The sequence below is a fragment of the Achromobacter sp. HZ01 genome (assembly GCF_003267925.1).
Classification (GTDB): domain Bacteria; phylum Pseudomonadota; class Gammaproteobacteria; order Burkholderiales; family Burkholderiaceae_B; genus Achromobacter; species Achromobacter pulmonis_A.
In genome coordinates this window covers 89844-110267 of record NZ_LWKV01000002.1, presented here as the reverse complement: position 1 = coordinate 110267, position 20424 = coordinate 89844, and the positions used below count along the sequence as shown (strand labels likewise).

Annotated in this window: 17 protein-coding genes, 1 tRNA gene and 1 other RNA gene; 16 read left to right on the top strand and 3 right to left on the bottom strand. The window is 69.2% G+C overall.

Annotated elements, in window-relative coordinates; genetic code table 11:
- Nucleotides 1-114 precede the first annotated feature (114 nt).
- The gene (locus tag A6B37_RS09535) at nt 115-1797 is read right to left on the bottom strand and encodes a thiamine pyrophosphate-binding protein (RefSeq protein WP_111825613.1); all 1683 of its coding nucleotides are present in this window, start codon (nt 1795-1797) and stop codon (nt 115-117) included.
- Between the two features lie 143 nt (nt 1798-1940).
- Here A6B37_RS09535 and A6B37_RS09530 point away from each other — a divergent pair, with 143 nt between their 5' ends.
- The 4 genes from A6B37_RS09530 to A6B37_RS09515 all read left to right on the top strand — a co-directional run bounded on the left by A6B37_RS09530 (nt 1941) and on the right by A6B37_RS09515 (nt 5069).
- A complete protein-coding gene (locus A6B37_RS09530; protein WP_102773599.1) occupies nt 1941-2840 on the top strand; it encodes a LysR substrate-binding domain-containing protein in 900 nt (299 codons plus the stop codon).
- 19 nt (nt 2841-2859) lie between these two features.
- Nucleotides 2860-3843, top strand: a complete 984-nt coding sequence (gene xerD, locus A6B37_RS09525) for a site-specific tyrosine recombinase XerD (protein WP_111825612.1) — start codon at nt 2860-2862, stop codon at nt 3841-3843.
- Nucleotides 3844-3877: 34 nt separating this feature from the next.
- The gene (gene ybaK / locus A6B37_RS09520; RefSeq protein ID WP_102773597.1) at nt 3878-4369 is read left to right on the top strand and encodes a Cys-tRNA(Pro) deacylase; all 492 of its coding nucleotides are present in this window, start codon (nt 3878-3880) and stop codon (nt 4367-4369) included.
- Nucleotides 4370-4490: 121 nt separating this feature from the next.
- Entirely contained in the window at nt 4491-5069 is a 579-nt protein-coding gene (locus A6B37_RS09515) for a DJ-1/PfpI family protein (RefSeq protein ID WP_102773596.1), read from the top strand.
- 54 nt (nt 5070-5123) lie between these two features.
- On the opposite strand, the gene adhP is transcribed toward A6B37_RS09515, so the two are convergent.
- Nucleotides 5124-6149: an alcohol dehydrogenase AdhP gene (gene adhP, locus A6B37_RS09510; protein ID WP_111825611.1), complete on the bottom strand. Its 1026-nt coding sequence runs from the start codon at nt 6147-6149 to the stop codon at nt 5124-5126.
- Between the two features lie 155 nt (nt 6150-6304).
- Here adhP and A6B37_RS09505 point away from each other — a divergent pair, with 155 nt between their 5' ends.
- On the top strand, nt 6305-6646 hold the full coding sequence (locus A6B37_RS09505; protein WP_102773594.1) for a ribbon-helix-helix domain-containing protein: 342 nt from the start codon (nt 6305-6307) through the stop codon (nt 6644-6646).
- A 67-nt stretch (nt 6647-6713) separates the two neighbouring features.
- Here the strand turns inward: A6B37_RS09505 and pbpG are convergent, their stop codons facing one another.
- The gene (gene pbpG / locus A6B37_RS09500; RefSeq protein ID WP_168202162.1) at nt 6714-7880 is read right to left on the bottom strand and encodes a D-alanyl-D-alanine endopeptidase; all 1167 of its coding nucleotides are present in this window, start codon (nt 7878-7880) and stop codon (nt 6714-6716) included.
- A 336-nt stretch (nt 7881-8216) separates the two neighbouring features.
- On the opposite strand from pbpG, the gene A6B37_RS09490 reads away from it, so the two are divergent.
- The 11 genes from A6B37_RS09490 (at nt 8217) to recR (ending at nt 20381) form a co-directional block, all read left to right on the top strand.
- Nucleotides 8217-8498, top strand: a complete 282-nt coding sequence (locus A6B37_RS09490; protein WP_102773593.1) for a type II toxin-antitoxin system Phd/YefM family antitoxin — start codon at nt 8217-8219, stop codon at nt 8496-8498.
- Entirely contained in the window at nt 8495-8821 is a 327-nt protein-coding gene (locus tag A6B37_RS09485) for a type II toxin-antitoxin system RelE/ParE family toxin (RefSeq protein WP_111825610.1), read from the top strand. The genes A6B37_RS09490 and A6B37_RS09485 overlap by 4 nt, the downstream gene beginning before the upstream one ends.
- A gap of 59 nt (nt 8822-8880) precedes the next feature.
- A tRNA-Arg gene (locus tag A6B37_RS09480) sits at nt 8881-8955 on the top strand.
- Between the two features lie 175 nt (nt 8956-9130).
- The gene (locus A6B37_RS09475; protein ID WP_102773591.1) at nt 9131-10330 is read left to right on the top strand and encodes an MFS transporter; all 1200 of its coding nucleotides are present in this window, start codon (nt 9131-9133) and stop codon (nt 10328-10330) included.
- Between the two features lie 12 nt (nt 10331-10342).
- The gene (locus A6B37_RS26050; protein WP_168202161.1) at nt 10343-10504 is read left to right on the top strand and encodes a hypothetical protein; all 162 of its coding nucleotides are present in this window, start codon (nt 10343-10345) and stop codon (nt 10502-10504) included.
- Between the two features lie 106 nt (nt 10505-10610).
- Nucleotides 10611-13274, top strand: a complete 2664-nt coding sequence (locus tag A6B37_RS09470) for a PD-(D/E)XK nuclease family protein (RefSeq protein ID WP_111825609.1) — start codon at nt 10611-10613, stop codon at nt 13272-13274.
- 3 nt (nt 13275-13277) lie between these two features.
- Nucleotides 13278-16727: a UvrD-helicase domain-containing protein gene (locus A6B37_RS09465; RefSeq protein ID WP_111825608.1), complete on the top strand. Its 3450-nt coding sequence runs from the start codon at nt 13278-13280 to the stop codon at nt 16725-16727.
- A 327-nt stretch (nt 16728-17054) separates the two neighbouring features.
- Nucleotides 17055-17152: signal recognition particle sRNA small type (ffs, locus tag A6B37_RS09460), an RNA gene on the top strand.
- A gap of 165 nt (nt 17153-17317) precedes the next feature.
- The gene (dnaX, locus tag A6B37_RS09455) at nt 17318-19363 is read left to right on the top strand and encodes a DNA polymerase III subunit gamma/tau (protein WP_111825607.1); all 2046 of its coding nucleotides are present in this window, start codon (nt 17318-17320) and stop codon (nt 19361-19363) included.
- A 45-nt stretch (nt 19364-19408) separates the two neighbouring features.
- Entirely contained in the window at nt 19409-19735 is a 327-nt protein-coding gene (locus A6B37_RS09450; protein WP_102773587.1) for a YbaB/EbfC family nucleoid-associated protein, read from the top strand.
- 37 nt (nt 19736-19772) lie between these two features.
- Complete coding sequence (gene recR / locus A6B37_RS09445; RefSeq protein WP_102773586.1) at nt 19773-20381, top strand: recombination mediator RecR; 609 nt, start codon at nt 19773-19775, stop codon at nt 20379-20381.
- The last annotated feature ends 43 nt before the right edge of the window (nt 20382-20424 follow it).

Here is a 20424-nt window from a genome sequence, read left to right as displayed (position 1 = left end):
TTCCGTGTTCGGAATGCTAAAAAGTTTAAACCTAAAATAATTGGGACGGCAAGCCGCCGGTGGCGCGGCGCGCTTTACGCGCGCCGCCGGCGCCAGTCGGGCCTTGCCGCCGTGTCAGTGCCGGGCCTTGAGGGCCGCCTCGCGGATCTTCTCCAGCGTGGTGCCCGGCGTGATGGTTTCCGGATCGATGAAGCAGTGCAGGATGGCCGGCTTGCCGCTGGCCAGGGCGCGCTCGAAGGCGGGCCCGAACTGCTCCGTGGTCTCGACCCGTTCGCCGTGGCCGCCGAAGGCGCGCGCGTATTCGGCGAAGTCCGGGTTCTTGAGCGCGGTGGCCGAGATGCGGCCGGGGTAGTGTTTTTCCTGGTGCATGCGGATGGTGCCGTACATGCCGTTGTCCACCAGGACCACCACGATGGGCAGGTCGTACTGCACGGCAGTGGCGAATTCCTGGCCGTGCATCAGGAAGCAGCCGTCGCCGGCGAAGCACACCACCGTCTTGTCGGGCCAGATGCGCTTGGCGCCCACGGCCGCCGGCAGGCCGTAGCCCATCGAGCCCGAGGTCGGCGCCAGCTGCGTGCCGTAGCGCGTAAAGCGGTGGAAGCGGTGCAGCCAGGTGGCGTAGTTGCCGGCGCCGTTGGTCATGATGGCGTCGGCCGGCAGGGTCTTTTCCAGGTAGGCCATGACCTGGCCCATCTGCAGCGCGCCGGGCGTGGCGATGGCCGACGGGTCGCTCCATTTCAGGTACGACTCGCGCATGGCCTGCGTGCCTTCGGCCCAGGCCGGCGCGGCGGGCGCCTTCAGGCCCGCCAGCGCCTGCGCGAAAGCGGCCGGCGAGGTATTGATGGCCAGCGTGGGGCGGTAGACGCGCGCCAGCTCGGCGGAATCGGGATGCACGTGCACCAGCTTCTGGCGGGGCACCGGGATGTCCAGCAGCGTATAGGCCTGGCTGGGGTTTTCCGACATGCGCCCGCCCACCAGCAGCACCAGGTCGGCGTCGGCCACGCGCTTGAGCAGCGCCGGGTTGATGCCCAGGCCCACGTCGCCGATGAAGCAGGGGTGATCGGCCGGGAACAGCATCTGGCGGCGGAACGACACGGCCGTGGGCAGCGCGTGGCGCTGCGCGAAATCGGCGAACTGCTGCACCGCGCGCGCGTCCCAGCGCGTGCCGCCCAGGATGGCGACCGGGTTCCTGGCCTCGGCCAGCAGCTTTTCCAGGTCGGCCAGCTGGCCGGCGGTGGGCGCGGAATCGATGATCTCGTAGCGCGGCGCGTCGGCGACCGTGGCGGCTTCGACCAGCATGTCTTCGGGCAGGGCGATCACCACCGGGCCCGGACGGCCCGAGGTCGCCACGTGGAAGGCGCGGGAAACCAGCTCGGGGATGCGTTCGACCTGGTCGATCTCGGTGACCCACTTGGCCTGCGTGCCGAACACGGCGCGGTAGTCCATTTCCTGGAAGGCTTCGCGCTCGCGCATGCCGCGCTCGATCTGGCCCACGAAGAGGATCAGCGGCGTGGAATCCTGCTTGGCGATGTGCACGCCGGCCAGCGCGTTGGAGGCGCCGGGGCCGCGCGTCACCATGCAGATGCCGGGCTCGCCGGTCAGCTTGCCGTGCGCGTCGGCCATCATGGCCGCGCCGCCTTCCTGGCGGCACACGGTGACCGAGATGTCCGCGTCGTGCAGGCCATCGAGCACCGCAAGATAGCTTTCGCCAGGGACGCAGAAAACGTGCTTGACGCCCTGTGCAACCAGCTGGTCGACCAGGATATGTCCGCCGAGGCGGGATTTTTGCTGGGACATAGGGGTGGGGGTCATGAAAAGCCTAGGTTGGGACATCCGAGCATAATGTTCCTTGATCGCACAATGCAATTGATAAAATTGCACAATCTATTGACCCACGGGCACGACATCCCGATGTTGCGCCGCGGCATGCTTCCGGTCCCATGAGAAACGGCATTCCCAACCTGAGCGCCCTGCAGGCGTTCGAAGCCTCGGCCCGCCTGGGCAGCTTTTCGCGCGCGGCCGAGGAACTGTCCCTGACGCACAGCGCCGTCTACCGGCAGGTGGCCAGCCTGGAGGCGCGCCTGGGGGTGCAGCTCTTTACCCGGGTGCGCCGGCGCATCGTGCTGACCGACCACGGCGCGGAATACGCGGGCCGCATCCGCCACCACCTGGACCAGATCGAAAAAGACACCTTCGGCCTGGTCAGCCGCACCGGCATGGGCCGCAGCATCCACATCGCCGTGGTGCCCACCCTGGCGACCACCTGGCTGATTCCGCGGCTGGCCGATTTCCAGCGCGCGCATGGCGACATCACCGTCAGCCTGTCGGTGCGCACGCTGCCTTTCCAGTTCAAGGACCAGCCCTTCGACGGCGCGCTCTACCACGGCGACGGCCTGTGGCCGGGCACCCAGGGCGTGCTGCTGTTTCCCGAGCGCGAGCTGATTCCGGTATGCGCGCCCGAACTGGCCGCGCGCGCGGCCGAAGCCGGGGCCAGCGCGCTGGCCGGCATGACCCACCTGCACCTGGCGTCGCGTCCGGAGGCGTGGCGCCAGTGGTATGGCGCCAATGGTTATCTCTATGGCCCGCAGGCCGCCGGCGGCCCCCGCTACGAACTGTTCACCATGGTGATGGCGGCGGTGCAGGCCGGCCTGGGCGTGGGCCTGATGCCGCGCTTCCTGGCCCAGCCGGCGCTGGACCGGGGCGCGCTGGCGATGCCGGTGGCGCAGGCGCTGGCGGTCAGCCAGGGCTATTACTTCGGCTATCCGCAGCGCAGCGAGCGGTCCGAGGCGCTCAGGCTCTTCGAAAACTGGCTGAAGTCCGCCGCCGCCGACCAGCGCTGAGCCGTAGAATCCTCCCATCATGCCCGACACCCGACCGCCGCTGGCCTCGCAGGCCGACATCGACGCTTTCATCGACGCCGTCTGGCTCGAGGACGGCCTGTCGGCCAACACCCTGGCCGCCTACCGGCGCGACCTGACGGGCTTCGCCCGCTGGCTCGAAGACCCCGAGGCCTATGCCCGCGAAATGGCCGACCGCCACGGCCAGGCCGAGCGGATCCAGGCGCCGCCGGCGGGGCCGGCCAAGCCGCTGCGCGACGCGGACAAGGCCGACATCGAGGCCTGGTTCGCCTTCCGCCACGAGGAAACCCGGGCCACCACCGCCAACCGCAGGCTGGCGGCGCTGCGCCGCTTCTATGCCTGGGCGCTGCGCGAACACCGCTGCCAGCGCGATCCCTGCCTGACCCTGGTCGCGGCCAAGCAGCCCCCGCGCATGCCCAAGACGCTGTCCGAGCAGCAGGTGGACGCCTTGCTGCGCGCGCCCGACCTGCAACAGGCCCGCGGCCTGCGCGACCGCGCCATGCTGGAAACCCTGTACGCCACCGGCCTGCGCGTGTCCGAACTGGTGGGCGTGCGCACCCTGGACGTGAGCCTCAACGAGGGCGTGGTGCGCGTGGTGTTGGGCAAGGGCGGCAAGGACCGCCTGGTGCCGCTGGGCGCCGAAGCCGCGCACTGGATCGACCGCTACCTCCAGAGCGGGCGGCCGGAACTGGCGGCCGGCCGCGTGAACGATGCGCTTTTCATCACCGGCCGCGCCGAGCCGATGTCGCGCCAGGCGTTCTGGCAGCTGGTCAAGAAGTACGCCCTGCTGGCCGACATCCGCGCGCCGCTGTCGCCGCACGTGCTGCGCCACGCCTTCGCCACGCACCTGCTGAACCACGGCGCGGACCTGCGCGTGGTGCAGATGCTGCTGGGCCATGCCGACATCTCCACCACGCAGATCTATACCCACGTCGCCCGCGAGCGCCTGAAGGCGCTGCACGCGGCCCACCATCCCCGCGGCTAGTCCGCGCCTTCCGATACCGCTGTTGCGCCCCTCCATGAGCAAAGCCCGCCACGTTTCCGAAACCCCCGCCACTCAGCTCCTCAAGCAACACAAAGTGGCCTACACCGAGCACACCTACGATTACGTGGATCACGGCGGCGCCGGCGAGGCCGCGCGCCAGCTGGGCCTGGACCCGCATGCGGTGGTCAAGACCCTGATCATGGAAGACGAGTCCGCCAGGCCGCTGGTCATCGTCATGCACGGCGACCGCGAAGTCTCCACCAAGAACCTGGCGCGGCAGGCGGGCCTGAAGAAAGTCGAGCCCTGCAAGCCCGAGGTCGCGCAGCGCCATTCCGGCTACCAGGTCGGCGGCACCTCGCCGTTCGGCACGCGCAAGAAGATGCCGGTCTGGGTCGAGGCGCAGGTGCTGGAGTATCCGGTGGTCTACATCAACGGCGGACGGCGCGGCTACCTGATAGGCATCGATCCCAAGGTGCTGGTCAGCCTGCTGGGCGCCCGCGCGGTGTCGGTCGCGCTGGAGCAGTAGGGCGGGTCGCGCGCGGCAGCCCGTGGTATTCCTTTACCACCAGCCGGGCCTGCCGCGGGGCCACAATAGGGCTTCAAACCGGAACCCGGACCACCGGGCGCCCCAAACCCAGGAGACCCTCATGAGCAAGCGACTGTTGATGCTGGTCGGCGACTACGCCGAGGACTACGAAACCATGGTGCCGTTCCAGACCCTGCTGGCGGTGGGGCACACGGTGCACGCGGTATGCCCGGACAAGAAGGCCGGCGACACCGTCGCCACGGCCATCCACGATTTCGAGGGCGACCAGACCTATAGCGAAAAGCGCGGTCACAATTTCACGCTCAATTTCGATTTCGACCGGGTCGAGGCCGCGTCGTACGACGGCCTGGTCATCCCGGGCGGGCGCGCGCCGGAATACCTGCGGCTGAACGAAAAAGTGCTGGAGATCGTGCGCGTCTTCGACCAGGCCGGCAAGCCCATCGCCGCCGTGTGCCACGGCGCGCAGCTGCTGGCCGCCGCCGGCATCCTGAAGGGACGCACCTGCTCGGCCTACCCGGCCTGCGCGCCGGAAGTGCGCCTGGCCGGGGGCACCTATGCCGAAATCGGGATCGACCAGGCCTATACCGACGGCAACCTGGTGACCGCGCCCGCCTGGCCCGCGCATCCGGCCTGGCTGTCCCAGTTCCTGGCGCTGCTGGGCACCAAGATCGTTCCCTGACGCGCATGAAAAAGGCGCCCGCTTCGGGGCGCCTTGGCCGCGGTGCGGACGGCTTCAGGCCAAGTCGAGCACGATGCGGCCTTCGATCTGGCCGCGGCGCATGCGGTCGAACACTTCATTGACGTTCTCCAGCCGCTCGGTGGCGACCGTGGCGTGCACCTTGCCTTCGGCGGCGAACTGCAGCGATTCCTGCAGATCCAGGCGCGATCCGACGATGGAGCCGCGCACCGTCACGCCGTTGAGCACCATGTCGAAGATCGACAGCGGGAAGTCGCCCGGGGGCAGCCCGTTGAGCGACACGGTTCCGCCGCGGCGCACCATGCCCAGCGCCTGCTCGAACGCCTTGGGCGAGACCGCCGTGATGAGCGCGCCGTGCGCGCCGCCGATTTCGCGCTTGAGATAGGCGGCCGGATCGGTGGTGCTGGCGTTGACCGCGACCTCGGCGCCCAGGCGGCGCGCGAAGTCCAGCTTGGCGTCGTCGATGTCCACCGCCGCGACGTTCAGCCCCATGGCCTTGGCGTATTGCACCGCCATGTGGCCCAGCCCGCCGATGCCGGAGATCACGACCCAGTTGCCCGGCCGCGTGTCCGTCATCTTCAGTCCCTTGTACACCGTGACGCCGGCGCACAGCACCGGCGCGATCTCGACGAAGCCCACGTTGCCGGGCAGCAGCCCGACGTAGTCGGCGGCCGCCAGCGCGTATTCGGCGAAGCCGCCGTTGACCGAATAGCCCGTGTTCTGCTGCTGTTCGCACAGGGTTTCCCAGCCGCCCAGGCAATGTTCGCAGTGGCCGCAGGCGGAATACAGCCAGGGGATGCCGACGCGGTCGCCTTCCTTCACGTGGGTGACGCCGGCGCCCACCGCCACCACGTGGCCCACGCCTTCGTGGCCGGGAATGAAGGGGGGATTGGGTTTGACGGGCCAGTCGCCCTCGACGGCGTGCAGGTCGGTGTGGCAGACGCCGCAGGCCTCGATCTTCACCAGCAGCTCGCCCGGGCCGGGGCGCGGCACCGCGACTTCCTCGATCGCCAGGGGCTGGCCGAACGCCCGGGCCACCGCCGCTTTCATGGTCTTGTCCATCACTACCTCCGAAGTCCGATCAGTATCGTTATCCTCGAACGCGTGCGTTTTGCCTGCAATGATTTATATCAGCTTTGGCCGCGTCTTGCCGGCCTGCCGGCAAACCGCTTACAGTGGCCCCGGGCGTACGACTCGCCCCGAGCCAAGGATCTCCCATGTGTGAAATCTTCATCCGCGCCAGCGAGCAGTCCTACACTCCCGCGTCCCGCTCGCTGCGCCTGCACGGCGTGGCCACCAGCCTGCGGCTCGAACAGCTGTTCTGGGACGTGCTGGAAGAAATCGCGAGCCGCGACGGCATGCGCGTGACGCAGCTGATCGAACGCCTGTACGACGAGCTCATCGCCTACCGGGGCGAGGCCGCCAACTTCACTTCGTTTCTGAGGGTGTGCTGCCTGCGCTACCAGCTCTTGCAGGCCGAAGGCAGGATTCCGCGCGACCGGGCGGTGCCGATCGGCTCGCTCGACGCCCGCGCGGTGCTGGAGGGGCTGGCGGTGTGATGGATGTCGCGCCCGATGGCCCGAACAAGAACTCAGGCGCTCAACGCGCGCCACCCATCGGCCGGCTTCAACCGCCCGACTGTATCGAAGCCAGCGCCACTTCGTTCTGCACGATGCGGCGGATGCGCACGGCGTCGCCGATGCGCGAGAGCTTGCCCTGCGAATCCAGCAGCACGATGGCCAGATCGCGGCCGTTGATGCGGGCCAGCATCACCAGGCATTCGCCGGCTTCGTTGATGTAGCCGGTCTTGGACACCTTGATGTCCCAGTCGGGCTTGCGCACCAGCAGATTGGTGTTGCGGAACGTCTGCGTGCGGTTGTTGACCTCGACCTCGTACTCGGTGTCGGTGGAGTAGCGGTGGATCAGCGGACGCTGGGCGGCGGCGCGCAGCAGCCGGGCCAGGTCGTGCGGCGAGGACACGTTGTCGCTGGACAGGCCGGTGGGTTCGATGAAGCGCGTGCTGGTCATGCCCAGCGCCTGCGCCTTGGCGTTCATGGCGGCCACGAAGGCCGGCAGGCCGCCCGGGTAGTTGCGGCCCAGCGCGTTGGCGGCGCGGTTTTCCGAGGACATCAGCGCCAGGTGCAGCATGTCGCCGCGCGACAGCTTGGTGCCCACGCGCAGCCGCGAGGTGGTGTGCTTGAGGCCGTCGATGTCTTCGTCGGTGATCTCCAGCATCTCGTCCATCGGCAGGTTGGCGTCGACTACCACCACGGCGGTCATCAGCTTGGAGATGGAAGCGATGGGACGCACCACGTTTTCGTTCTTGGCGAAGATGACCGTGGACGTCTCCAGGTCCTGCACATAGGCGGTGCTGGAACGCAGGGCGGCCACTTCGGCGCGCGTGGAGGCGGCCGGCGGCGGCATGGCGGCCGAGCTGGCCGCCACCGCCGCGCGTTGCGCCCGCGACGGCTTGTTGGACTTGCCGCCCTTGCTGGCCGCGCCGCGTTTTTTGGGCGGACTCTTGGAGGCGACCTGCTTGCCGCTCTTGGACGCCGCGGCCTTCTTGGCCGACGAGCTCTTGGGCGCGGCCTTGGCCGAGGAGGTCTTGGGAGGGGTTTTCTTGGCGGCAGGCGCCTTCTTGGCCTGCTGCGCCTTGCAGGCCGACGACTTCGCGTTGGTCTTGCAGGGATCGGTGTTCTTGGCGGCCAGCGCCGCGGAGGGCAGGAGCGCGCACATCGCCAGCGCCATCGGCGCTATCGCGTTCGCAATCGCACGTTTCCAGGAAAATGCCATGGTCTGAGCAGGCTTGTCAGTGTGTGAACAAATATTTCTTAAGCCGGCGTTCCGTCGGTTCAGGAAAAGTCGAAATGAATTAGTGGCTTACGCGTCGAATTTAAACAGCAATTTCAAGTGATGCGCAAGACGATTCGCTATCATCGATGAAAAAAATAATAGTGACGTATTGACGCATGCCCGGAATCGTCACAAGACGCGTCACGAGACGCTAATGGCGTACGGCGCGTGAGCGTAGCCCGGATTAACCCTCATTTGGCTGAACGCGGGCCGCGTCAGACGGGAAAGACTGAATTAAGACTATGATTGGTCTTGCCGAATCCGCCGGAGCAGCCCATGAAGTACTCCACCCAGGTCAAGCCAATCAGTTACCTGAAAAGCCATACCGCCCAGATCGTGAAGGACATCTCCGAGAGCCGCGAACCGATGCTCATCACGCAAAATGGCGAAGCCAAGCTGGTCGTCATGGACGTCCAGAGCTACGAAGAGCAGGAGCAGGCCATGGCGCTGCTGCAGCTCCTGGCCCAGGGCCGCGCGCAGATCGAGGAAGGGAAGATCGTTGCCGCGGAGGACGTCTTCGCCCGAATCGAGGCCATGGATCAGGACGACGAGCAATGAGTGGCAAGGTGGTCTTTCTCCAGTCCGCCGTCGATGATCTCCATGAAATCCGCCGCTACATCAGAAAGCGCTTCTCCCAGGCCGTATGGCTGGATGCGTACGCCAGGATCAAAAAAGCCATTTTGAATCTTGAGCGGTTTCCCCACGCCAGCCATGCCCCGGCCGAACTGCCGGCCATGCATTTCCTGGAAATCATCGTCGCCAGGAACCGCATGATCTATGAAGTGCTGGGCGATACCGTCTACATCCATCTGATCTGCGATACGCGGCAGGATTTCAAGACCAGGCTTGCGCGCCGGCCCGTCCGCGCCCTCAGGCCGTAGCGTCCGCAGGGCTTTTCCATTGCCCTGCGATAAAAGCGATACAATGCCGCGCTTGGTGTGTCTCCGTAGTTCAATGGATAGAACAAGGACCTCCTAAGTCCTAGATACAGGTTCGATTCCTGTCGGAGACGCCACCTCCCATCATTGCCCCGGGCGCTTCAGCCCCGCCTCCTTCCCCATCCCCGATCCGAACCGCCGCGGCGCCGCGAAGCCGGCGCCGGAAGTTGTATATGATGTTTGATCCGGCCCGCTGCGCCGGACCGCTCCGAGGAGGGGGCGGAAAACCAAAAACAACGAGACACGGATTTCATGTCCAACCCATCCGATACGATTTCCATGCGCACCATTGCGCTGGGCACGCTGGTCGTGCTGCTTGCCATGGGCGTGCGCGCCACCTTCGGCCTGTTCATGCAACCGATGGGGCTGGCCCACGGCTGGGGCCGCGAAGTGTTTTCCATGGCGTTCGCGCTGCAGAACCTGGTGTGGGGCGTGGCCTGTATTTTCATGGGCATCCTGGCCGACCGATACGGTTCGGGCCGCACCATCGCCCTGGGGGCGCTGCTGTACATGCTGGGCATGATCGGCACGCGCTTCGCCACCGACGAGACCACGCTGTACCTGACCGCCGGCGTGCTGGTCGGGCTGGGGCAGGCGGGCACGACGTTTCCGGTGATCCTGCCGGTGGTGGCCCGTTCGGTGCCGCCGGCCTATCGCAGCACCGCCATGGGCATCGCCAGCGCGGGCGGCTCGATGGGGCAGTTCGCCGTGGTGCCCACCGGCCAGCTGCTGATCAGCGGGCTGGACTGGCCGGGCGCGCTGTGGGTGCTGTCGCTGTTCGTCGCCTGCGGCGCGCCGCTGGCCTATTTCCTGCGCGGCCGGCCGCAGGCCCATTCGGGTCCGCAGCAGTCGCTGGCCGCCGCGGTCAAGCAGGCCGTGCGCCATCCGTCGTTCCATTTCCTGTTCTGGAGCTACTTCGTCTGCGGCTTCCACACGGCGTTCATCACGCTGCACCTGCCGGCCTACGTTACCGATGGCGGCCTGACGGCGGGGCACGGCGCCACCGCCATCGCGCTGATCGGGCTGTTCAACGTGCTGGGTTCGTTCTATGCCGGCAAGCTGGGCGGCAAGTACAGCAAGAAGCGCCTGCTGGCCGCGGTGTACGGCATGCGCGCCTTCGGCATCCTGCTGTTGCTGTGGCTGCCGCTGTCGCCCTGGGTGCTGTATGCCTTCGCCGCCTGGATGGGCCTGTTCTGGCTGGGAACGGTGCCGCTCACGCAGGGCCTGATCGGGCAGATCTACGGCCTGCGCTATGCGGCCACGCTATCGGGCATCGTGTTCCTGGGCCACCAGATCGGCAGCTTCATCGGCGTCTGGCTGGGCGGATACGCCTACGCCAGGACCGGCAGCTACGACCTGGTGTGGTGGCTGGGCGTGGCGCTGGCCGTCATCGCCGCGCTGCTGTGCCTGCCGGTGCGCGAGCAGCCGGTGGCCCAGCCCGTTCCCGCCTGACCCGGAGCCGCCATGACGTCCAGACCCGTCCAGCCGTCCTCGTCCCGCCGCCGCGGCTGGCGCGTGGCCGGCGGGCTGGCGCTGGCGGCCTTGCTCGGCCTGGCCTTCTGGGGCTACAGCACGCCCGAGATGCAGATCCACTGGGAAAACCTGGCCGCGCTTTGCGGCTTCTAGTTTCCAGTGCCCGGGCGGCGCGTTCCGCGCCGCCGGCTCGCGGTATCCTACGGCGATATTTTTCTCCTTCATCGGCGCGCGCCGCGGGCGCGCGTCCCGGGTGCCCATGCAGGACTCCTCGCCTATCTATCCCGATCTGTCTCTGCCGGAAATCGGCGCCATGCCGGCCGCCGGCACCTTGGTGCTGACCGTCAACAACCGCCTGTCGCGCCGCCTGACGCTGGAGCTGGCCGGCCTGCTGCGCCAGGAGCGCCAGGTCAGCGAACTGCCGCGCATCCTGCCGCTGTCGGCCTGGCTGGCCGAATCCGCCAACGAGCTCGCATTCGAGGCCGATGAGGGCGTGCCGGCCTACCGGCTGGACAGCTTCGCCACGCAGCTGGTGTGGACCGAGGCGATCCGGGCGGAAGAAGCCGAGCGCGTACTGCTCGACGCCAGCCAGGCCGCGCGCCTGGCCATGGACGCGGACCTGCTCATGGATGAGTGGGACCTCCATGTGCCCTCGGGCGCGGACACCGACGAATACCGCGGCTTCGCCAGATGGCGCGAGCGTTATCGCCAGGTGCTGGCCGGCATCGACGCCGAGGACGCGAACCAGGGTTATGCGCGCGTGCTGCGCGCGCTGGAGGATGGACGGCTGCCCATCCCTCGGCAGCTGGTGCTGGCCGGTTTCACCGACCTGTCGCCGCGGTTCCGGCGCCTGCTGCGCGCCTTCGAAGCGCAGGGCGCGGCCGTCGCGCAGTGGCGCGATGCGCAGCGCGTGGAAACCGCGGCGCGCCGCTACGAGGCCGCGGACCAGGGGGCGCAATGGCGCGCCGCCGCGGCCTGGGCGGCCGAACGCCTGAAGCAGAATCCGCATGGCCGCTACGCCATCGTGTCGCCGCAGCTCGAGGCGGAATCGCCTTTCGCGCGGCGGGTATTGAGCCAGGCCCTGGCCGGACGCGGCGGCCAGGCCGCATATGCCTTCAACGTGGCGGTGGGCCGGCCGCTGAACGAATGGCCGATGGCGCGCGCCGCGCTCGCCTGGCTGCGCGCCCTGGCCGAATGCGCGCCGGGCAAGGGCTGCGGCGTCGAAGTGCTGGGCGCTGCGCTGCTGGGCGGGCATTGCGCCGGCGACGTGCGCGACCGCGCGCGGCTGGCCTCGATCGACGCGCGCTGGCGGCGCCAGGCGCAGCTGCGCGTCAGCCCGCAGGACTGGCGCAAGCTGCTGGCCGATCTGCCGTCGCTGGCACAGGCCTGGGACCAGGCCATGGAAGTCTGGACGCGCGGCGGCAAGCAGGCCACCTGCGACGTCTGGATGCTGCGCATGAAGGCCGCGCTGACGGCGCTGGGCTTTCCGGGCGAAGCCGTGCTCGACAGCGTGGGCTACCAGGTGATGGGCGCGCTGGGCGATGCGCTGGGCAGTTTTTCCGCGCTGGCGCCGGCGGCGGGCCGCCTGGGCGGGCTGGCCGCCGTCAACCTGCTGGAGAGCGTGGCGCGGTCCGCCTCGTTCCAGCCGCAGCGCGATCCGCTGGCGCGCCTGGACGTGCTGGGCCTGCTGGAAGCCGAGGGCGGCTACTGGGACGGCGTCTGGATACTGGGCCTGACCGACGACGTGCTGCCCGCTTCGCCCAAGCCCAATCCGCTGCTGCCGCTGGCGGTGCTGCGCCAGGCCAAGGCGCCGCGCGCTACGCCGGAGCGCGAGCGCGAATGGGCCGAAGGCATGTACGCCGCGCTGTGCCGCTGCGCGCCGGAGATCATCGTCAGCCACGCGCATATGGACGGCGAGCGCGAATTGCGTCCGTCGCCGCTGATCGCCGCCGCGCCGCTGACCGACTGGACGCCCCCGGCGCAACCGGCGCTGGCGGCCTTGCCGCAGGAATCGCTGGACGACACGCAAGGCCCGCCGCTGGCGGCGGGCAATCGCGGCGGCGGCGGCCTGGACGTGCTGGACACGCAGGCGCGCAACCCGCTGTGGGCCTTCGTGCGCCACCGCCTGGGCGGGCGCGAACTGGCCTCCTACGCCGATGCGGCCGGGGTGAACGTGCGCGGCCAGTTCCTGCACAAGGCCCTGGAACTGCTGTGGGGCATGATGCCCGACCAGGAAAAACTGCACGAGCTGATGGCTGAACGCCGCCTGCCGGACCTGGTGGCGCAGGCCGTGGCGCAGGCCGCCGACGAGGAACTGAAAGACTACGCGCCGGCCCTGCGCACGCTGGAGTGCCAACGCGCGCAGACCGTGCTGGCGGCCTGGCTCGACAAGGAAGCGCAGCGCCTGCCATTCGCCGTGGCCCAGGTTGAAAAAAATCATCAGTGGCAGCGCGGCGCGCTGGTGCTGAAGCTGCGGCTGGACCGCATCGACAGCCTGCAGGACGGCCGCAACGTCATCGTGGACTACAAGACCGGCGCGGCCCCGGCCCGGCCCGAGCCGGACTGGTCGCGCAGCCGCCCCGTGAACCTGCAGCTGCCGTTCTACGCCTCGGTGCTGGCCGAGGCCGCCGGCGGCGACGTGGCCGGCCTGGTGCTGGCGCAGATCCACGCGCGCCAGGTCGCCGTGGCCGGCCTGGCCGACGAGGACCTGGGCATGGAGGGCGTGACCCTGGCCAGCGACAGCAAATTCTTCGAAGGCCTGTCGTGGCCGCAGATACGCGAGCGCTGGCGCGCCGCCATCGAAGCGCTGGCCGATGAATACGTCGCGGGCCATGCGGCCAACGTGGCCTACCGCCGCGACGACTTGAAATACTGCGATGCATTGCCGTTCCTGCGTTTGCATCTGGACGATGAGGACGCTTGATCCATGGCTGAACAAGAACGACTGCCGCACGACCACGCCGCGCGCGCCGCCGCGCTGGACCCGACGCGATCCTTCCTGGTGCAGGCGCCCGCCGGCTCGGGCAAGACCGAGTTGCTGACCGACCGCATCCTGGCGCTGCTGGCCACGGTCAACCGTCCGGAAGAAATCGTCGCCATCACCTTCACGCGCAAGGCCGCCTCCGAGATGCACGCGCGCGTGCTCAGCAAATTGCGTCGCGGGCAGGACGGCCCGCCCGAGGCCATGCACGAACGCCGCAGCTGGGAGCTCGCGCGCGCCGCCCTGGCGCGCAACGACGAGCTGGGCTGGCACCTGCTGGAGCATCCGGCGCGGCTGGCCATCCGCACCATCGACTCGTTCTGCGCCGGCCTGGTGCGCAGCATGCCGTGGCTGTCGGAGCTGGGCGGCATGCCCGAGATCACCGACGACGCGCGCGCGCACTACGAGGCCGCGGCCCGCGCCACGCTGGAACTGGCCGACGACTACGAGGCCGTGCGCATCCTGCTCAAGCACCTGGACGTGGACGTGCAGGCGGCCAAGGAAGCCATCGCCGACATGCTGGGCCAGCGCGACCAATGGCTGCCGCTGCTGCGCCACGGCTCCGACCGCGAGGCGCTGGAAACCATGCTGGCCGAGGCCATCGGCGAGGACCTGGACTCGCTTTGTGCGGCCATGCCTTATGGCTGGGCCGAGGCGCTTTGCAGCCCGGCGCGGCTGGCCGCCGCCTGCCTGCAGGACGGCGAAGCCGAGAACAAGCTGCTGGCGCTTCTGGACTGGACCGAAGAACTGCTGCCCGACGCCGACATGCTGGACCAATGGCAGGCCGTGGCGCATCTGCTGCTGACGGGCACCGGCACCTTGCGCAAGACCGTCACCAAGACCCTGGGCTTTCCGCCCAAATGCGCGCACAAGGAACCGTTCGTGGCCTGGCTCGACGCCGCCGACCCGGACGCGCCATGGGTGCGCCGCCTGCACGCGATCCGCGACGTGCCCGCGCCGCATTTCAGCGACGAGCAATGGGAAGTGCTGGGCGCGCAGCTGATGACGCTGGCGCTGGCGGTGGCGCAGCTGCGGCTGCGCTTTGCCGACACGGGCGAAGTGGATTTCATCGAGATCGCGCAGCGCGCCGCGGCCGCGCTGGGCAGCGCCGACGATCCCGGCGAACTGCTGCTGAAGCTCGACGCCTCGATCCGCCATCTGCTCATCGACGAATTCCAGGACACCAGCCAGACGCAGCTGGACCTGCTGCGCACGCTGACCTCGGGCTGGCAGGCCGGCGACGGCCGCAGCCTGTTTCTGGTGGGCGATCCGATGCAATCGATCTACCGCTTCCGCAAGGCCGAAGTGGGCCTGTTCCTGGAAGTGGCGGACATCGGCGTGGGCGAGCTGAAGCCCGACTTCCTCAACCTCACCGACAACTTCCGCTCGCAGGCCGGCATCGTCGAATGGGTCAACCAGTCGTTCGCGCAACTGCTGCCGCGGCGCAGCGACGCGGCCGCCGGCGCCATCGCCTACAGCCCGTCGACCGCGTTTCACGAGGCATTGCCGGAGCCGGCGGTGCGCTTCCATCCCGCGTGGTCGCGCGAGGGAATGGCCGCCGCCGAGGAACAGGCCGAGGACATCGCGGTGGACCTGGTGCGCCAGGCGCTGATCGAGCACAAGGGCGCCAGGCATCCCGTCGCGGTGCTGGTGCGCGCGCGCAGCCACCTGGGCAACCTGACCCGCAGGCTGACGCAGGAAGGCATACGCTGCCGCGCGGTGGACCTGGTGCCGCTGGCGCTGCGGCCGGTGGTGGCCGACCTGGTGCAGCTGGTGCGCGCCTTGTCGCATCCCGGCGACCGCCTGGCCTGGCTGTCGGTGCTGCGCGCGCCGTACTGCGGCCTGACGCTGACTTCGCTGCAGCGGCTGTTCGGCGACGATCACATCACGCCGGTGCCGGTGCTGCTGGAGCGCGCGCTGCGCATCACGCCGCAGACCGCGCCCGCGGCCGCCAGCGCCGGGCCGCAAGGTTCGTTGTTCGACGCGGCGCCCGTCGCGCCGGAAACGCCGTCCGCGCAAGCCGTGCTCGGCGCCGACGAGTTCGCGCGCCTGCGGCAGGTGGCGGGCATCCTGCTGGACACGCGCAACGCCTCGGGCGCGATGCCGTTCGCCGCCTGGGTCGAATCGCTGTGGCGCCGCCTGGGCGGCCCGTCCTTGTACGCCGGCGTGTCGGTGGCCAACGACGCGGAAAGCCTGTTCCAGCTGGTCGAGCGGCTGGCGCCGCACGGCGCCATCGACGCCGCGGCGCTGGACGCGGGCATCGCGCGCCTGTTCGCCGCGCCGGACGCGGCCGACGAGGACGCGGGCGCGGTCGAGATCATGACCATGCACAAGTCCAAGGGCCTGCAATTCGAGACGGTCATCCTGTACGGCCTGCACCGCGCCCCGCGCGGCGACCAGGCGCCGCTGGTGCGTTTCGAACACAGCGGCGGCCGCGTGCTGTTCGGCCCGGTCAAGCCGCGCGCCGAAACCGAAGCCGACCCGGTGTCGCGCTACCTCGGCGCGCGCGAAGCGCGCCGTGCGTCGTATGAGGTCGACCGCCTGCTGTACGTGGCCGCCACGCGTGCGCGCAAGCGCCTGCATCTGGTGGGCCACCTGTCGGTGGACGAGGCAAGCGGCCAGGTCAAGCCGCCGCCGCCGGCCAGCCTGCTGGGCCGCCTGTGGCCCTGCCTGGCCGCGCCGACGCCGCCCTCGCTGGACGGCGAGACCGCGCGGCAGGCCGAGGACGGCCCCGAACTGCAGGGCGAACCGCTGCGGCGCGTGGACAGCGCGGGCCTGGCGCAACTGGCGCGCCTGGCCGACGAAGTCGCCAGCCCCGGCTTCGCCGCTCCCGCGCGCGGCGTCTGGGGCGAGGGCGCCGAACATCCCGCCTGGCAGCTCGAAGCCGGCTACGACGCCGCCATCGGCACCCTGGCCCACGCCTGGCTGGCCCGCATCGGCCAGGACGGCGCCCAAGCCTGGCCCGCCCAGGCCCTGGCCGACCGCCTGCCCGCCATGCGCCGCCAACTCACCCGCGCCGGCATCCCCGCCAGCCAGGCCGACGCCGCCGCCGAAGCCGTGCTGGACACCCTGCAAGCCACCCTGGCCGACGAACGCGGCCTGTGGCTGCTCTCGCAATCCGGCGCCCGCCGGGAATGGCCCCTCATCGACGCCGCCGGCAAGGTCTCGGTCATCGACCTGGCCCTGAGCACCGAAGACGGCTGGCTCATCGTCGACTACAAAACCGGCCGCCCCCATCCCGGCGAATCCGCCACCGCCTTCGCCCAACGCATGCGCCAACGCCACGGCGAACAACTGCAACGCTACTGCACCCAGGTAACCGCCCTGGACGGCCGCAAAGCCAGAGCCGCCCTCTATTTCCCAAGAGCAAAGGCGTGGATAGATTTGCAGCATTGAACCCGCGGGCGGTGTGATCCCGCGACCATCCCGACGGCTATCGCCGCCCGATGGGTTCCGCGCGCTCGAAGGTAGCGTCCTTGCGCCAGAAAGGCAAAGCGAAGCGAGCCAAAGGGGATAAGCGAAGCAAAGGCGCCCCCACCCAAAGCCGGAACCCGCCAACAAACAAGGCAAAGCGAAGCGAGCCAAAGGGACAAGCGAAGCGAAGTCCCCACCCCCTCCCTCCTGGAGGGAGGGCCGGGGAGGGAGCCCACATATTGCCCCCAGGGGCCCGCCACTTGGAATTCGAGCGAGCAAGCGAAGCGCAGCTCTGCTAGAATTCCAAGTGGCGGGCCCCTTCGCATGGTTCGACGGTGAACCTGGTCAGGTCGGGAACGAAGCAGCCATAGTCGTTTAGGGTCAGTGCCGGAGTAAGGCTCGCCATCCGGATTCTTCAAAGCAGGGGGTCATGACATATGCATGACCCTTTGTTTTCCTGAGGGGACGGGGTTATTTTCCAGGGATACGCCCACGAAAATAAGCCCGTCCCCTTTGCATTGCAGCCGGCGTCTTTTCGAGCCAGCTCGCGAAACAGGCTCTACAATCCACCCATGACTTATCTGGTACTGGCCCGCAAGTGGCGGCCGCGATCGTTCGATACCCTCGTGGGACAGGATCACGTGGTGCGCGCATTGACGCATGCGCTCGACACGCAACGCCTGCACCACGCATGGCTGTTCACCGGGACCCGCGGGGTGGGCAAGACCACGCTTTCGCGCATCCTGGCCAAATCGCTCAACTGCGTGACCGGCATCACGTCCAAGCCTTGCGGCGTGTGCCAGGCCTGCACGGAAATCGACGCAGGGCGCTTCGTCGACTACCTCGAACTGGACGCGGCCTCGAACCGTGGCGTCGAGGAAATGACGCAGCTGCTGGAGCAGGCCGTGTACGCGCCCGGCGCGGGACGCTTCAAGGTCTACATGATCGACGAAGTCCACATGCTGACCGGGCATGCGTTCAACGCCATGCTCAAGACGCTCGAAGAGCCGCCGCCGCACGTCAAGTTCATCCTGGCCACCACCGACCCGCAGAAGATTCCGGTGACGGTGCTGTCGCGCTGCCTGCAGTTCAACCTCAAGCAGATGCCGGCCGACTCCATCGTCGGCCACCTGCAGGCCGTGCTCGGCCAGGAAGAGGTGGGCTTCGAAGTGCCGGCGCTGCGGCTGATCGGGCAGGCGGCCGCGGGCTCCATGCGCGACGCGCTGTCGCTGACCGACCAGGCCATCGCCTATAGCGCCGGCAACCTCACCGAAGAAGCCGTGCGCGGCATGCTCGGCACCATCGACCAGCGCCACCTGGTGCGCCTGCTGGACGCGCTGTCCACCGGCGACGCCAAGGGCGTGCTGGCGGTGGCCGACGAACTGGCGGTGCGCGGCCTGTCCTATACCGGCGCGCTGGCCGATCTGGCCGTGCTGCTGTCGCGCGTGGCCATCGAGCAGCGCGTCAGCGGCGTGACGCCGGCCGAGGACCCGCTGGCGGCGGACATCGCGCGCCTGGCGCAGTCGCTGCATCCCGACGCGGTGCAGCTGTTCTATTCCGTCGCCGTGCACAGCCGCGGCGAGCTGACGCTGGCGCCCGACGAATACGCGGGCTTCATCATGGCCTGCCTGCGCATGCTGGCGCTCAACGGCGATGCCGGCCCGCAGACCGCGGTGGAGGCGCCCGCCGTCCCGGCCCGCCAGACGGCAGACCCGGTCGCCGCGCCCGCGCCCGCGCCCGTCGCCGCGCCGCAGCCCGCGCCTGCAGCGCAGCCGCAGCCGGCGCCCGCACCGGCGCCGACTCCCGCGCCTACGCCCGCACCCGCCGCTGCCGCCGCACCCGAACCGGCAAGCCCGGAGCCCGCCGCCGAAGCGCAGAGCGTGCCGCCCTGGGAAGAGCTGCCGGCCGAGCCGGCAGCAGCATCTCCCGACGCGTCCGACCGCGCGCCCGCGTCCGCCGCCCTGGCGGTCACGCCGGCCGCAGCGGTCGCCGCCGCGCCGGCCGCGCCCGAGGCCGGCGACGGCCCGCCGTCCTGGGTCGACGAGGAAATCCCGTACGACGCCGAAGCCGGTTTCGCCCCGGACAACGGTTTCACGGCGGACCCGGACGATGACGAATTCGAAACCCTGGCTCCGCCGGGCGCCGCGCCGGCCGCGGCCGCGCCCGTGCGGCGCGAAGGCCCGGCGCCTGCCCGCAAGCGCGGCTCGCGCGCGCGCATCGCCGACATGACCGCGGCGGGCTGGCCCGAGCTGGCCGCGCGCCTGCCGGTCACCGGCCTGGCCGCCGAACTGGCGCGCCAGAGCGAATGGGCCGGCGTGCAGGGCGACGCCATCGTCCTGCGCGTGGCCGTCAAGACGCTGGCCGAAAGCGAAAGCCGCATCCGCCTGCAGACGGTGCTGTGCGAGCATTTCGGCCAGGGCATACGATTGGACGTGGAAGTCGGCGTGACCGGCGACGCCACGGCGCACGCCGTGGCTCAAGCCGAACGCGCCGCCCGCCAGCAGGCCGCCGAGGACGCGGTCGCGGCAGATCCCTTCGTGCAGGCGCTGGTGGCCGATTTCGGCGGACAGGTCGTCGCCGGCTCCATCCGCCACGTCGATTCCCCGGCCGCCGCCTGAGGCGGCGGCAATCTCCCATTCCCCTAGTTCAAGGAAGCACCGATCATGATGAAAGGACAACTCGCCGGCCTGATGCGCCAGGCGCAGCAGATGCAGGAAAACATGAAGAAGGCGCAGGACGCGCTGGCCGAGATCCTGGTCGAAGGCGCCTCCGGCGGCGGCCTGGTCAAGGTCACCATGACCTGCCGCCACGACGTCAAGCGCGTCGCCATCGACCCGTCGCTGCTGGGCGACGACAAGGACATGCTGGAAGACCTGGTCGCCGCCGCGTTCAACGACGCGCTGCGCAAGGCCGAGGCCACTTCCCAGGAAAAAATGGCGTCGGTCACCGCCGGCATGCCGCTGCCCCCGGGCATGAAGCTGCCGTTCTGATTCCGGCCCCGGCCGCGACGGACCACGATGGACCCCGATGGACCCTTTACTGCCCGAACCCGAACCGCTGGTGTCGCTGATCGAGGCGCTGCGGCGCCTGCCCGGCGTGGGCGTGCGCTCCGCCAGGCGCATGGCCTATCACCTGCTGCAGCATGATCCGCAAGGCGCGGACATGCTGGGCCGGGCGCTGGCCAGCGCGGTGCGGGACCTGAAGCACTGCGCCCGCTGCAACAGCTTTTCGGAAGAAGAGGTCTGCGGCACCTGCAGCAATCCCAAGCGCGACCGCAGCCTGCTGTGCATCGTCGAAACCCCGGCCGACCAGAACATGATCGAGTCCAGCCACGGCTACCGCGGCCTGTACTACGTGCTGATGGGCCGGGTGGCGCCGCTGGAAGGCATAGGCCCGCGCGAGCTGGATTTCGACCGCGTGATCCAGCGCGCCACCGACGGCGAGGTGCAGGAGGTCATCCTGGCCACCAACTTCACCGCCGAGGGCGAGACCACCGCGCACTTCCTGGGCGAGGCCCTGAGCGAACGCGGCCTGCGCGTGACCAGGCTGGCGCGCGGCGTGCCGGCGGGCAGCGAGCTGGAGTATGTAGATGCAGGCACCATCGCCTGGGCCCTGATGGAACGCAAGACCACCTGAGTGGGACCCACTCCCTACCCGCTATCGCGGGCGGTAAGGTGCC

What these genes read in the sequence shown, in the direction of transcription:
- A6B37_RS09475 (WP_102773591.1), top strand. Translation starts at nt 9,131, where the DNA reads ATGTCCAACCCATCCGATACGATTTCCATGCGCACCATTGCGCTGGGC.
- adhP (WP_111825611.1), bottom strand. Translation starts at nt 6,149, where the DNA reads ATGGACAAGACCATGAAAGCGGCGGTGGCCCGGGCGTTCGGCCAGCCC.
- A6B37_RS09470 (WP_111825609.1), top strand. Translation starts at nt 10,611, where the DNA reads ATGCAGGACTCCTCGCCTATCTATCCCGATCTGTCTCTGCCGGAAATC.
- ybaK (WP_102773597.1), top strand. Translation starts at nt 3,878, where the DNA reads ATGAGCAAAGCCCGCCACGTTTCCGAAACCCCCGCCACTCAGCTCCTC.
- A6B37_RS09490 (WP_102773593.1), top strand. Translation starts at nt 8,217, where the DNA reads ATGAAGTACTCCACCCAGGTCAAGCCAATCAGTTACCTGAAAAGCCAT.
- A6B37_RS09505 (WP_102773594.1), top strand. Translation starts at nt 6,305, where the DNA reads ATGTGTGAAATCTTCATCCGCGCCAGCGAGCAGTCCTACACTCCCGCG.
- dnaX (WP_111825607.1), top strand. Translation starts at nt 17,318, where the DNA reads ATGACTTATCTGGTACTGGCCCGCAAGTGGCGGCCGCGATCGTTCGAT.
- A6B37_RS09530 (WP_102773599.1), top strand. Translation starts at nt 1,941, where the DNA reads ATGAGAAACGGCATTCCCAACCTGAGCGCCCTGCAGGCGTTCGAAGCC.
- recR (WP_102773586.1), top strand. Translation starts at nt 19,773, where the DNA reads ATGGACCCTTTACTGCCCGAACCCGAACCGCTGGTGTCGCTGATCGAG.
- xerD (WP_111825612.1), top strand. Translation starts at nt 2,860, where the DNA reads ATGCCCGACACCCGACCGCCGCTGGCCTCGCAGGCCGACATCGACGCT.
- A6B37_RS09535 (WP_111825613.1), bottom strand. Translation starts at nt 1,797, where the DNA reads ATGTCCCAGCAAAAATCCCGCCTCGGCGGACATATCCTGGTCGACCAG.
- A6B37_RS09465 (WP_111825608.1), top strand. Translation starts at nt 13,278, where the DNA reads ATGGCTGAACAAGAACGACTGCCGCACGACCACGCCGCGCGCGCCGCC.
- A6B37_RS09485 (WP_111825610.1), top strand. Translation starts at nt 8,495, where the DNA reads ATGAGTGGCAAGGTGGTCTTTCTCCAGTCCGCCGTCGATGATCTCCAT.
- A6B37_RS09515 (WP_102773596.1), top strand. Translation starts at nt 4,491, where the DNA reads ATGAGCAAGCGACTGTTGATGCTGGTCGGCGACTACGCCGAGGACTAC.
- pbpG (WP_168202162.1), bottom strand. Translation starts at nt 7,880, where the DNA reads ATGGCATTTTCCTGGAAACGTGCGATTGCGAACGCGATAGCGCCGATG.
- A6B37_RS26050 (WP_168202161.1), top strand. Translation starts at nt 10,343, where the DNA reads ATGACGTCCAGACCCGTCCAGCCGTCCTCGTCCCGCCGCCGCGGCTGG.
- A6B37_RS09450 (WP_102773587.1), top strand. Translation starts at nt 19,409, where the DNA reads ATGATGAAAGGACAACTCGCCGGCCTGATGCGCCAGGCGCAGCAGATG.